This window comes from Carbonatibacter coralli (genome assembly GCF_039592655.1).
Classification (GTDB): Bacteria; Pseudomonadota; Alphaproteobacteria; order Kiloniellales; family Kiloniellaceae; genus Carbonatibacter; species Carbonatibacter coralli.
Map to the genome: position 1 here is coordinate 108,148 of NZ_JBBUTJ010000007.1, position 12,609 is coordinate 120,756.

Consider the following 12,609-nt stretch of genomic DNA (forward strand, 5'->3'; position numbering starts at 1 on the left):
TGAATGCTTTGATGTTGATTTCCATTTGCAATGCGATTAGTTTGCAAAAAATTGGTAGTTGAGTAGGCAAATGTCGCTGTTTTCCAAACGTCCGTCCCAGAAGAACGATAGCGGTGCCGCCCTTTGTCTTGAAGGTGTGACGCATCGCTTCGGGCACCGTGCCGCATTGAACGGTCTGTCCCTGGAAATTGCAGCAGGGGAATTCGTCAGCCTTCTCGGGCCGTCAGGCTGTGGCAAGACAACAGCTCTGCGTATTGCAGCAGGACTGGAACAGGTACAATCGGGTCGGGTCTTCATGCAGGGGCAGGAGGTTGCCAATGTGCATCTGTCACTGCCGCCGGAAGAGCGTTCCGTCGGTCTGGTCTTTCAGGATTTTGCACTTTTCCCGCATCTGAGCGTTGCGAACAATGTTGCGTTCGGTTTGCGCAAACTGTCCAGAAAAGAGCAGAAATCCAGAATTGAGGAAACGCTGGCACAGGTGGGTATGTCCGATTATCAGGACGCCTATCCCCACATGCTTTCCGGAGGGCAGCAACAGCGCATTGCCCTTGCCAGAGCCATTGCGCCGCGGCCGAAGATTGTTCTGCTGGACGAACCCTTTTCCGGTCTGGACAGTGGTCTGCGAAACCAGGTCCGCGAGGAGACACTTCGTATCCTGAAGACCACCAACACCGCAACACTGATGGTGACACACGATCCCGAGGAAGCGATGTTCATGTCGGATCGTATTGCGGTCATGCGAGAGGGCAATATCGTCCAGTTCGGCTCACCGGCGGAACTCTACAACTATCCTTCCGATCCCTTTGTGGCCGGTTTCTTCGGAGACCTGAACAGAATGCGGTTCGACTGCGTCAACGGTGTTGCCGAGACCCCGTTTGGGCCTTTCTATGCCAATACGGCTCTGGCGGAATGTGGCGACTGCGCGCCGGAAGATTTCACAGGTGAAATTGATATCTACATCAGGCATGAAGCTGTAAATCTGGCGATGACAGAAAACAGGGGCACGCAGGCTCGTGTGGTGAAATCCCGCATGATCGGACAATCAGCTCTGGTGGACCTTTCACTGGACGGTCTGAACGGGCACAGCCCGGTTATTCGCGCGCGGCTGTCCGGGATTGCTCTGCCCTCTGAAGGCAGTTCGCTCTATGTGACGTGTGACCGCTCACAGGCCTTTGTTTTTCCGGTTGTATAGCTGTAGTCATTTTCCCTTTCGTCATTTTTCATGCATTTGATCTGCAAGAGTGTTTTTTCTTGCGATGAATCATTGCGACCCCCTTGGGTTTTTGCGATAGTCCATGCATGTGAATTTCTTTTTGAATGAATAATCAGGAGTATACCGCACATGGGCGCTTTCAGTATTTGGCACTGGGTGATTGTTTTGGTCGTCGTACTGGTGCTTTTCGGCGGCGGTGGCAAACTCAGCAAACTCATGGGTGATGCAGGCTCTGGCATCAATGCTTTCAAAAAAGGCCTGAAAGGCGACAAGAAAGACGAAGATGCTGCCCAGGTTGCCAGCGAGGCACAGGACGGTGAATCTGCAGAGAAAGTCATCACTGAAGAGAAAAAAGACAAGGTTTGATGCATCTTGCGGATGAGCGGAGACGTTTGTCTGAAGTGGTTTCGGAAAACCTGTTTTTTGCAATGGAACAGTGCCTGCGAAAGCCGGCACTGTGCTTTTGGGCTGTGAGGACTTTTCATGTTTGACATCGGTTGGTCGGAAATGATGGTGATCGCGGTTCTGGTGCTCCTGATCATGGGGCCAAAGGAACTGCCGCAAACCCTGCGAACCATTACGGCATTTGTCCGCAAGGGCAAGGAGCTGGCCGGAGAGTTTCGCTCCGGTGTTGACGAGCTTGTTCGCGAAGCTGATCTCGACGATGCGCGGGACATGATGAACAAGGCCAATCCCCATTCCATTCGTGAATCAATCGAATCTGTTGTCGACCCCGAGCAGAGCCTCAAGAAATCGGCAATGGAGCTGAACGAGGCTGCGAACCGTTCCGACGGACCCGTTCCCGGTTTTTCGAGTTCGACAGAGCAGGGAGAGACCACACCGGAAACCCCTGAAACAGATGTGATTGAGCCAACGGATGCCAAAACTGTTGCAGAGACAACGCCTGCTCAGAATGCATCAGCGGATAACGCAGGACAAAAAGCGTGAGTACAGATACACAAAGCAATCAGGATGACAGCAAGATGCCTTTGATGGAGCATCTTATCGAGTTGAGAAAACGACTGATGTGGTCGGTTCTGACACTCTTTATTATGTTCCTGCTTTGCTTCGCGGTCGCTGAACAGCTGTTTGAATTTCTCTCTGTTCCCCTGCGTGATGCTTTGCTTGAAAATGCAATCAGTGAACGTCAGCAGCGGCTGATCTTTACGGATCTGACCGAGGTTTTCTTCACCTATATCAAGGTTGCCTTTTTCTTTGCAGCCTTTATCAGCTGTCCGGTTTTCCTGACGCAGATCTGGCTGTTCATTGCTCCGGGCCTTTACAAGAACGAAAAGACGGCTTTTGCGCCTTTTCTTGTCGCGTCTCCGATCCTGTTCTTTATCGGGGCAGCCCTGGTTTATTTTGTAATCTTCCCGCTGGCTGCAGAATTCTTCCTCGGTTTTCAGGTACAGGGTGGTGAAGACAATCTGGCCATTGAGCTGGAAGCCAAGGTCAATGAATATCTGGGCCTGATCATGAAGCTGATCTTTGCCTTTGGTATCTGTTTCCAGCTTCCGGTCCTGATGACCCTGATGGCACGGGTGGGTATGGCCACGTCAAAGGGTATGGCCGAGAAACGCAAATATGCGATCGTGGGTGTCTTCATCGTTGCCGCGATCTTTACGCCACCGGATCCCCTGAGCCAGTTGGCTTTGGCTATTCCGATTGTCCTGCTTTACGAGTTTTCCATTCTGATGGCCAAGATGGTCGAGAAAAAGAAAGCCGACGAGGAAAGCAAGGAACTGGTTTCCGGCGAGTAACAGGCCGGAAATTCTCCGTCTCCGTTTCAGGAGACACCATTTGAAGAGATGAACTCTTTAACTCTGAACAAAAGAAAGACTGAATTCGATGTACGACCTGAAATGGATCCGTGAAAATCCTGAAGAACTGGACGAAGGCCTGAAAAAACGCGGAGCACAGCCTCTGTCTCAGTCCGTGCTTTCGCTGGACAAGGAGCACAGATCGGTTCAGGCCGAACTGCAGGAACTGCAGGCGCGTCGAAACGAGGTCTCCAAACAGGTCGGAGTTGCCAAGCGCAATGGTGAGGATGCCGAGGCCCTGATGCAGGAAGTGTCCGATATCAAGGCCAACATGGGCAATCTGGAACATCGGGAAAGTGCGCTCTCGCAGGAGCTGCAAGGCTTGCTGGCCGGTATTCCGAACCTGCCAAAGGATGATGTTCCGGTGGGCACCGATGAGGAAGACAATCTCTGTGTCCGGACTGTCGGTGAGGTTCCCTCCTTTGATTTTGAAGCCAAAGAGCATTTCGAAATCGGTGACATCAGCGAGGAGATGGACTTTGAACTGGCGGCAGAGCTTTCCGGCTCCCGTTTTGTGGTCCTGAAAGGCGAAGTGGCCCGTTTGCACCGTGCCCTGGCCCAGTTCATGCTGGATCTTCACACGGAAGAGCACGGATACCGGGAGGTGATCACGCCTGTTTTGGTGCGTGACAATGCCATGTACGGCACGGGGCAGCTCCCCAAGTTTACAGAGGATTCCTACCGCACAGGTGAGGGATACTGGCTGATTCCTACCTCGGAAGTCACGCTGACAAACTTTGCCAATGACAAGATCCTTCCGGAAGCTTCCCTGCCCATGCGCATGACTGCGCACAGCAACTGCTTCCGTTCCGAAGCTGGATCTGCCGGGCGCGACACACGCGGCATGCTGCGTCAGCACCAGTTTGAAAAGGTCGAGATGGTCTCCATCGTTCATCCGGAAAAGTCCGATGAGGAACTGGAGCGCATGACAGGCTGTGCCGAAGAGGTACTGAAACGTCTCAAGCTGCCTTATCGTGTGATGATGCTCTGTACAGGTGACATGGGCTTTGGTTCCAGAAAAACCTATGATCTGGAAGTCTGGCTGCCCGGACAGAACAGCTATCGCGAGATCTCCAGCTGTTCGACCTGTGGTGATTTCCAGGCGCGCCGGATGAAGGGACGTTTCCGTCCGGACGGGGCAAAGAAAACCGAATTTGTCCACACGCTGAATGGGTCCGGTGTGGCCGTTGGTCGCTGTCTGATTGCAGTTCTCGAGAACTACCAGCAGGCTGACGGTTCCATTGTTGTTCCCGAGGTTCTGCGTCCGTACATGAAGGGCAAAGACGTTATTCGTCTGGCTCGGTAATCCTGTAGAGAAGGTCTGATCGTGACGCCCTGTTTCCCGGAATTGCGCATTCTGATTTCCAATGATGACGGTATCCATTCCGGCGGTATTGCCCTTCTGGAGGAACTGGCGCGTCAGATCACAGATGATGTGTGGGTGGTGGCGCCCGATGTTGAACAGAGTGCTGCCAGCCATGCGCTGACGCTGCGCAAGCCCTTGCGTTTCAAGTCCCATGGCAATCAGCGCTATTCAGTGGATGGAACGCCAACGGATTCTGTTCTGATGGGGGTCAAGCATCTTCTCAGGGATCGCAAGCCGGATCTGATACTGTCCGGTATCAATCACGGCATGAACCTCGGTGAGGACGTGATCTATTCGGGAACGGTTGCCGCTGCGATGGAAGGCGCCATTCTCGGTATTCCTTCCATCGCCTTCAGCCTGCGCATGCGCGAGAGTGACGAGGCCTATTTCTGGGATACTCCGAGAGCCTACCTTGTCGATGTTGTCAGAAAACTCTGGCAGGGCGTCTTGTCACCGGACTGCGCAACAAAGCCGGAAAGCCTGCTTTACAATGTCAACTTTCCCTCGGTTCCTGCCAGTGAGGTTGCGGGCATCAAGGCCTGTTGCCAGGGGCATCGGGTCTCGGGTACAGCGCTTGTTGATGCCGAGGATCCGCACGGCCGCCCCCTGCACTGGATTGGCCAGTATATTTCCCATGACTGTGCAATTGACGGATCTGATCTGAATGCAATTGCGGATCGCTTTGTGACAGTTTCTCCCCTACAGTTTGATCTGACGCAGTATCGCGCGCTGGAGCAGCTGGAAGGGCTTTTCTAGTTCCGGTAAAGGACAGGGGCCGCCTGTTCGGGGCAAGCGGTTTTCAGGATGACAGATGTTGGATGAGCAGAAATCCGGACTGATTGAAGAGCTGAAGGACACCGGCATCACCGATGAAGCTGTTCTGCAGGCTCTGCTTGCTATCCCGAGGGAGAGCTTTGTCCCGGACTTTTTCAAAAGCCGATCCTACGAGAACACAGCCCTGCCCATTGCAAATGGTCAAACCCTGAGCCAGCCCTACATCGTTGCCCTGATGACCCAGGCGCTTGAAACCCACAAGAGAGCAAAGGTGCTGGAAGTGGGAACCGGTTCGGGCTATCAGGCTGCGATTTTATCCCGTCTTTGTCGTCGTGTTTATACAATTGAACGACACAGCGAGCTTTTGAAACTTGCTGAAAAGCGCTTCATGGAGTTGCGCCTTCACAATGTGACCACATTGTACGGTGATGGTTACAGGGGATGGAAGGAACAGGCTCCCTTTGACAGGATCATTGTGACAGCCGCACCGCCTGAAAAGCCGGAACGCCTGTTCGATCAACTGGCCATTGACGGGGTGATGGTCCTGCCGATGGGCGCGCAGAAATCAACCCAGGAGCTCTATCAGATCAGAAGGACGCAGCGCCGGTTTGAAGAGAAATGTCTGGGAGGTGTCAGATTTGTCCCGATGGTACAGGGTGTACCGGATGAAGATGACGGCGGTGTGTTTGGTCTGTTCTAGCCTTGTTTTGAAAATTGAGAATTGAGCACCAGAAAGTTGATCAGGGTTTTTTCCGTTTCAGCACTTTTGATTGTCGGGCTTTCTGCCTGTTCGCTGTTGCCGTCCAAAAATCCGGGGCAGAGTGGTCAAACTGTTGACGTCCGGACTGTCAAACCGTCTTCCAGGACTTTTCCGCCTGTCCCGAAGCGCAGGCCCTGGAATGCCGAGACCGGTGAGGTGAACCTGTCTTCCGTAAGAACGGTGCCACGACGTTATGAGCGCTTTCCTGTTTCCGTTCTGAAGCGCCGTCCGCGATTTTATGTCTATGATGGTCCCAGCGAAGAACCCTCTGCTCCGCTTGTCGAGGCTGTTGCTGAACGCAGCGGTGCCAAAACGCACCGTGTGAAAGCCGGAGACACACTCTTTTCCCTGTCCCGGGCCTACGGCGTCTCGGTCCGGGCACTGGTGACACAAAACGATTTGAAAGAACCCTATACTCTGGGGATAGGTCAGACTGTTGTAATCCCTGAAAGCCGGGAGCATTTGGTTGTCAAAGGCGACACGATCTACAGTCTTTCCCTGCGTTACAATCTTTCCATCACCGAGCTTGTAGAGCGCAATTCCCTGCAGGAGCCCTATACGCTTTTTGTCGGGCAGCGTCTGGAACTGCCGGGAGCTGTTGAACAGCGTGTGCTGGAGCAGCAGAACACCGAAAACCAGGAAGTTGCGGTGCGCTTTGAAGAGGTTCCCCAGGTTACGGAACCGACGGTTACTGTGAGTGTGCCTGCACAGGATACCCTGACTGTCCGTCAGGCGACTGTCCTGCCAAAGAGGCGACCGGCCCCGAGAACTGCAACTGCAAGCAATGCTGCCCAGCGTCCTTCTGTACCGGAACCCCTTGCCAGAAGTTCAGACCGGTTCCTGCGTCCTGTTCAGGGAAAGATCATCTCCGGTTTCGGGCCAAAGGCTGACGGTATTTTCAATGACGGGATCAATATTGCTGTCAAGTCCGGTACTCCGGTCCGGGCAGCGGAAAATGGTGTCGTTGTCTATGCCGGGAGCCGTCTGAAAGGGTTTGGACAGATGCTTTTGATCAAGCATGCCGAAGGCTGGCTGACAACCTATGCCCACAACAGCGAGCTTCTTGTCCGGCAGGGGGATGTGGTCAAGCGGGGGCAGCCTGTTGCCCGGGTGGGGCAGACCGGGAACGTTGACCGTCCCCAGCTGCACTTTGAAATTCGCAGAGGCGAGAAATCGCTGAACCCGGTTCTCTATCTCAACTAGGGTTTACACCGGAGAGATGGACACGGTGTTCTCCGGCAAGGTTCTGGATGAACTGCCACGCCACCCGGCCTGATCGGGACCCGCGGGTGACAGACCATTCCTTGGCATCCGCGATGATGGTCTCCAGCTCTTCCTGAGAGAAATCCGGAAAGTCGAAGTGCTCCAGATAGCCTGTGATCATGGCGATGTAGGTGTTCTGGTCGCAGTTGTGGAAGCCGATCCAGAGGCCGAAGCGATCAGACAGCGAAACGTTTTCCTCGACAGCTTCCCCGGCGTGGATGGCTGTCGACATCTCGTTTTCGATCATGTCGCGCGGCATCAGGTGCCGACGGTTGGATGTTGCATAGAACAACACGTTGCCCGGGCGTCCCTCGACACCGCCTTCAAGCACAGCCTTCAGGGACTTGTAGCTGTCATCGTGGGCATCAAAGCTGAGATCGTCACAAAAGAGAATGAAACGTTTGTCGGCTTTTTTGAGAATGGCCAGAAGACGGGGCAGGGAAGGGATGTCTTCCCTGTGGATTTCAACAAGGTAAAGCGTCTTTGGGCTTTGTTCGCGATTGATCTTGTCATGAACCGCTTTGACAATGGAGCTTTTTCCTGTTCCGCGGGCGCCCCAGAGCAAGGCGTTGTTCGCGGGGAAGCCCCCGGCAAAGCGTTCCGTGTTTTGCAACAGAGTCTGACGCTGATGATCAATGCCCTGCAGCAGGTCATAATCGACTGCATTGACGCTTTCCACAGGTTCCAGCCGGTCCGGTTCGGTGTGCCAGACGAAAGCTGTTGCCCCGGTTGAGAAATCAAGGGGGGAAACCCCGGAAGGGCTCATCCGCTCCAGAGCAGAGGCAATGCGTTCCAGAACCGGGAGAAGGGACGGGGAGGAGAGCGGGTTGTCAGTCATCGGAAAAACTCTGTCTTGTCGATTTGATGTGGACAGGAGACTAATCGGCTGTGTTGCTTCGGTCAATTCTCTATGGAGGCGGAAAGAAGAAAGTTTCCGCTTTGAAACGGTTTGCCTTGATCTGTGAGAGAATACCGCTTATTTGCCCTACAGAATTGCTTTTTTGCGGTGGGGCGTTATAGTCCAGCCAGGTTTCATAAATGCCCTTGTTTTCAGGGCGATTCTTATTGTTTGGAGTACATCCATGTTTATTTCACCTGCTTATGCTCAGGCTGCTGGCGCTCCGGCTGATGCTTTGACATCCTTCCTGCCGCTGATCCTGATCTTTGTGGTTTTCTATTTCCTGATCATTCGCCCCCAGAGCAAAAAGGCAAAGGCACACCGTGCCATGCTGGAAGCTGTCCGTCGTGGTGACAAAATCGTCACATCCGGTGGTATCGTCGGCGTTGTGACCAAGGTGAAGGATGACAGCGAAATCCAGGTTGAAATCGCTGACAATGTGCGCGTTCGCGTGATGCGTCACATGATTGCAGATGTCCTGACCAAGACAGAACCAGCTGACAAGAAGTCCAAGGATGACGAACCATCCGGGGACGAAGAGAAAAAAGACGCCTGACCGGTGTTGAGTTCTGGATGCTGTCGCTGATCCGTGAAAAGATTGCGACAGCATTCGTTTTTTCAGGTCAGGACAACAGGCCTGACGATCAATGACAAACGGGTTTTGCTGCCATGCTTCAGTTTCCCCGCTGGAAAATTTTTCTGGTTCTCGCCGTGCTTCTGGCCGGTCTGGCCTTTGCTTCTCCCAATCTGTTGCCCAAATCGGTGACAGACAACCTGCCGGACTGGGCGCCCAGCAATCAGGTGAACCTCGGGCTGGATTTGCAGGGTGGTGCCTCGCTTCTGATGGAAGTTGATCTGGCCTTTGCTGCTGACGAGCGCGTCAAGAATGTTCTGGAATTCATTCGCGACAATCTGCGTTCTGCGCGCATTGGCTATCAGAACCTGAGTGTTTCTGAAGGCAGCGTTGTCTTTGATCTCAGGAACCCTGACGATGCAACCAGGGAGCGGATGCGGGCAATCATCTCGCAACTGTCCCAGGGGCTGTTGATCTCGACCGATGAAGCGCGCGTGACAGTTTCCTTTTCCGAGGCCTCGACAGTGGAGTGGCGTTCACGTCTGGTGGAACAGTCCATCGAGATTACCCGCGCCCGCCTTGATGAAACGGGGACAAAGGAACCAAGCATTCAGCGTCAGGGTGAAGACCGCATCCTGATCCAGGTTCCCGGTGAAAAGGATCCGGACCGTATCAAGCAGATCATCGGTAAAACGGCCAAGCTCAATTTCCGCATGGTTGACCAGTCTGCTGATCCGAATGCCCTGCGTGCACCGGCCGATGCGGAAATTCTGCTGAGCAACAATCCCGAGAACCCGCAGCGCTATGTCATTAAAAAGCGCATTCTGGTCAGCGGTGAAAACCTCTCTGATGCACAGGCGACATTCCAGGACGGTCAGCCTGTTGTTTCCATTACCTTTGATGCAACAGGCGGAAAGCGCTTTGCGGATGCAACCCTTGCAAACGTTGGACGTCCCTTTGCCATTGTTCTGGATGGCAAGGTGATCTCCGCCCCTGTGATCCGCAGTGCGATTCTGAGCGGCTCTGCCATTATTTCCGGTGGCTTCACGGTTGAGGAAGCCGGCGATTTGGCAATTCTGCTGAGAGCGGGTGCATTGCCTGCGCCGCTGATTGTTCTGGAAGAACGTTCTGTCGGTCCGGGACTGGGGGCTGATTCCGTTCTGGCCGGTCAGATCGCGGCTGCTCTCGGACTGGCTCTGGTGATTGTTTTCATGGCTGTTGCCTATGGCAGCTTCGGACTGATGGCCAACGCGGCTCTTGTGAGCAACCTGATCCTGATCTTTGCAGCTCTGTCAGCGCTCCAGGCCACCCTGACACTTCCGGGGATTGCCGGTATCGTTCTGACCATCGGGATGGCCGTTGATGCGAATGTCCTGATTTTTGAACGCATTCGTGAAGAGGTGCGTCAAGGTCAATCTCTAACCGCTGCCATCGACAACGGTTACAAGCGTGCTGTGACGACCATTCTTGATTCCAATATTACAACCCTGATTGCCGCTTTCCTCCTGTTCCAGTTCGGAACAGGGCCGATCAAGGGATTTGCAGTAACGCTGACCATTGGTCTGCTGACCTCCATGTTTACTGCAATTATGCTCACACGTCTGATTGTGATTCTCTGGCTGCGTCGCAATCGCTCCAAAGCACTTCCGATTTAAGAGAGGGACCCGAAAAATGGCATTGATCAAAAAGCTGCCCATTGATCTTGGTGTCCGCTTTCTGGAATACCGCAAGATCTTCTTTGTGATTTCGACACTGATCGTTCTGACCTCTCTGGCTCTGGTGGCTGTTCGCGGTCTGAACTTCGGCGTCGATTTCCGCGGAGGAACCCTGATTGAAATCCGGACTCATCAGGTCGAGGAACTGGGTGCCCTGCGCAGTGAGCTGAATTCCCTCGGACTTGGTCCCATTTCCATTCAGGAATTCGGACAGCCGAGAGATCTTCTGGTCAACCTCCAGAAACAGGACGGAGGAGAGCAGGAGCAGCAGGTGGCAATCGCCGCTGTCAAGGAAGCCCTTGATGACAAGGTCGAAGAATACCGTCGTGTGGAATTCGTCGGACCAAAAGTCGGCGAGGAGCTGAAAATCAGCGGTATTCTTGCAACAGTCCTGTCACTGCTCGGGATTGCGATCTACATCTGGATCCGTTTCGAGTGGCAGTTCTCTGTGGCGGCCCTTGTTGCCCTGTCGCATGACGTGATTGCAACAGTCGGCTTCTATGCCCTGACGCAATACGAATTCAATCTGGCGACACTGGCGGCTGTTTTGACGATTGCGGGCTATTCCATCAACGATACAGTTGTGATTTTTGACCGTGTGCGTGACAAGCTGCGCCGCTTCAAGAAGCTGGAACAGAATGAACTGCTCGACCGGGCTCTGAACAAGACACTGAGCCGAACCATTCTGACATCCGTAACAACCCTGCTGGCTCTTGTTGCGCTTTTCCTCTTTGGCGGGGAAGTGCTGAGAGGGCTGAGCCTTGGTTTGATCTTTGGTGTACTGATCGGAACCTATTCCTCTCTGGGACTTGCGGTTCCGCTTCTGTCGCTGACGGATCTGCGTTCTTCCCAGGATGAGGACGAGGACAGTCATGATGACAAGACCCTGCCGAAGAAGGATGATCAGAGCACTCCGATCCATTTGGGGTAAGAGACCATCACAGACAGTGATGAAAGGACGAAGAGCATGGAAGTGCGTCTGGATATTCCCGAAGGCGTTCAGATTGTTGAGACCTATGGTGATGGGCGTTTCAAAGTTACCGGTGTCTATCACGAGGGTTCCATTCTGATCACGCCCGAACAGACGCAGTCCTGCCCTGTCTCTTCCATTGATGAACTGTCACTGGAGAATTTCTCTTTCTTCTTTGACGGCGAACAGGCCGTCGATGTTCTGTTGTTGGGGTGCGGCCCGAAGATGCGGCCCGTTCCCTCTGCCCTGAAGACCGAGCTGCGTGAAAAGGGGCTGGTGGTAGAGCCCATGGACACCGGAGCGGCTTGCAGGACCTATAACGTTCTCGTCAGTGAAGAGCGCAAGGTTGCAGCTCTGCTGATCGCAGTCGATTGATCCGGAAAGAAGAGGACTGGTTTGTCTGATGAGTGCTGAGCACCGGCTTTCCTATTGTGGGCAACAGGTCAGGCTATATGACCATGATCGCTATCAGATCTGTCTGATGGCGGGCTCCCGGGTCCGGGAAGCTCTTTTCGCTCTTCTTGCCTTTAATCTTGAAGTGTCCAAAACGGCAGATGTTGTCAGTGAGCCGATCACGGGAATGATCCGCCTGCAATGGTGGCGGGAGAGTATCGAGACGATTTATGATCCCGATGCAACTGTCCGCAAGCATGCCGTTGTCGAGGCTCTGGACAGTGCTGTGACTGCCTTTGACTTGCCGCGTGATCTTTTCGAGCGTCTCATCAATGCCCGTGAACGGGATCTGGACGGGGAACCGCCTGCGGACCGGGAAGATCTCTTGTCCTATCTGGACGAGACATCGGTGCCTCTGGTGCAATTGATGCTGAAAGTCTGTTCCTGTTCGGGCTGCGAGGGTGCTGCCATGGCGACCGGCCGCGCCTGGGGACTGATCGGGCTGGTTCGTTCGTCCGCCTATCTGGCGCAACGCAAGCAGATCATGTTTCCCAGAGATGAAATCGACGCGGCAGGATTGTCACTGGGCGATTATCATGAACTGCGTTCAACGGAAGCTCTGAAAACGCTTGTGCGCAGTTCCTGTCAACTGGCAGAGGAAGAGCTTGCAAAAGCGCGGCAGGGTTTGGGCAGACAGAAGCGTGAGGCGCTTTTGCCCTTTATGGTTCTGGTGCACCTCGACCATTATCTTGCGGCTTTGAAACAGGCCGATTTTGATCCCTTCGCCATGAAGGGCGAGGAAATCCTCAAAGGCGCAACCCTTTGGAAACTTCTCTGGCGTTTGTGGCTTAAGAAGCCCTAGT

At 53.8% G+C, this 12,609-nt stretch carries 14 protein-coding genes; 13 read left to right on the plus strand and 1 reads right to left on the minus strand.

Annotated features, from left to right (window positions below):
- Window positions 1–70 precede the first annotated feature (70 nt).
- The 8 genes from AAAH10_RS14470 (at window position 71) to AAAH10_RS14505 (ending at window position 7,136) form a co-directional block, all read left to right on the plus strand.
- Window positions 71–1,192, plus strand: coding sequence for an ABC transporter ATP-binding protein (locus AAAH10_RS14470; RefSeq protein ID WP_343564829.1), 1,122 nt, complete (start codon window positions 71–73; stop codon window positions 1,190–1,192).
- Between the two features lie 150 nt (window positions 1,193–1,342).
- A complete protein-coding gene (tatA, locus tag AAAH10_RS14475; protein ID WP_343564831.1) occupies window positions 1,343–1,579 on the plus strand; it encodes a twin-arginine translocase TatA/TatE family subunit in 237 nt (78 codons plus the stop codon).
- A gap of 117 nt (window positions 1,580–1,696) precedes the next feature.
- Window positions 1,697–2,161 carry a Sec-independent protein translocase protein TatB gene (gene tatB / locus AAAH10_RS14480; protein ID WP_343564833.1) on the plus strand — a complete coding sequence of 155 codons (465 nt, stop codon included), beginning with the start codon at window positions 1,697–1,699 and terminating at the stop codon, window positions 2,159–2,161.
- Window positions 2,158–2,973 carry a twin-arginine translocase subunit TatC gene (gene tatC, locus AAAH10_RS14485; protein WP_343564835.1) on the plus strand — a complete coding sequence of 272 codons (816 nt, stop codon included), beginning with the start codon at window positions 2,158–2,160 and terminating at the stop codon, window positions 2,971–2,973. The genes tatB and tatC overlap by 4 nt, the downstream gene beginning before the upstream one ends.
- 88 nt (window positions 2,974–3,061) lie before the next feature.
- Window positions 3,062–4,339, plus strand: a complete 1,278-nt coding sequence (gene serS / locus AAAH10_RS14490) for a serine--tRNA ligase (protein WP_343564837.1) — start codon at window positions 3,062–3,064, stop codon at window positions 4,337–4,339.
- Between the two features lie 21 nt (window positions 4,340–4,360).
- The gene (gene surE, locus AAAH10_RS14495) at window positions 4,361–5,155 is read left to right on the plus strand and encodes a 5'/3'-nucleotidase SurE (RefSeq protein WP_343564839.1); all 795 of its coding nucleotides are present in this window, start codon (window positions 4,361–4,363) and stop codon (window positions 5,153–5,155) included.
- Between the two features lie 55 nt (window positions 5,156–5,210).
- On the plus strand, window positions 5,211–5,873 hold the full coding sequence (locus tag AAAH10_RS14500) for a protein-L-isoaspartate(D-aspartate) O-methyltransferase (protein WP_343564841.1): 663 nt from the start codon (window positions 5,211–5,213) through the stop codon (window positions 5,871–5,873).
- A gap of 21 nt (window positions 5,874–5,894) precedes the next feature.
- Window positions 5,895–7,136 carry a peptidoglycan DD-metalloendopeptidase family protein gene (locus tag AAAH10_RS14505; RefSeq protein WP_343564843.1) on the plus strand — a complete coding sequence of 414 codons (1,242 nt, stop codon included), beginning with the start codon at window positions 5,895–5,897 and terminating at the stop codon, window positions 7,134–7,136.
- Here the strand turns inward: AAAH10_RS14505 and AAAH10_RS14510 are convergent.
- Complete coding sequence (locus tag AAAH10_RS14510; RefSeq protein WP_343564845.1) at window positions 7,129–8,034, minus strand: ATP-binding protein; 906 nt, start codon at window positions 8,032–8,034, stop codon at window positions 7,129–7,131. The genes AAAH10_RS14505 and AAAH10_RS14510 overlap by 8 nt on opposite strands.
- 244 nt (window positions 8,035–8,278) lie before the next feature.
- On the opposite strand from AAAH10_RS14510, the gene yajC reads away from it, so the two are divergent.
- The 5 genes from yajC to AAAH10_RS14535 all read left to right on the plus strand — a co-directional run bounded on the left by yajC (window position 8,279) and on the right by AAAH10_RS14535 (window position 12,608).
- The gene (yajC, locus tag AAAH10_RS14515; RefSeq protein ID WP_343564846.1) at window positions 8,279–8,650 is read left to right on the plus strand and encodes a preprotein translocase subunit YajC; all 372 of its coding nucleotides are present in this window, start codon (window positions 8,279–8,281) and stop codon (window positions 8,648–8,650) included.
- A 113-nt stretch (window positions 8,651–8,763) separates the two neighbouring features.
- On the plus strand, window positions 8,764–10,323 hold the full coding sequence (secD, locus tag AAAH10_RS14520) for a protein translocase subunit SecD (RefSeq protein ID WP_343564847.1): 1,560 nt from the start codon (window positions 8,764–8,766) through the stop codon (window positions 10,321–10,323).
- 16 nt (window positions 10,324–10,339) lie between these two features.
- Window positions 10,340–11,314, plus strand: a complete 975-nt coding sequence (gene secF / locus AAAH10_RS14525) for a protein translocase subunit SecF (RefSeq protein WP_343564848.1) — start codon at window positions 10,340–10,342, stop codon at window positions 11,312–11,314.
- A 36-nt stretch (window positions 11,315–11,350) separates the two neighbouring features.
- Window positions 11,351–11,728, plus strand: a complete 378-nt coding sequence (locus AAAH10_RS14530; protein WP_343564850.1) for an Mth938-like domain-containing protein — start codon at window positions 11,351–11,353, stop codon at window positions 11,726–11,728.
- 28 nt (window positions 11,729–11,756) lie between these two features.
- Window positions 11,757–12,608, plus strand: coding sequence for a phytoene/squalene synthase family protein (locus tag AAAH10_RS14535; RefSeq protein WP_343564851.1), 852 nt, complete (start codon window positions 11,757–11,759; stop codon window positions 12,606–12,608).
- The last annotated feature ends 1 nt before the right edge of the window (window position 12,609 follow it).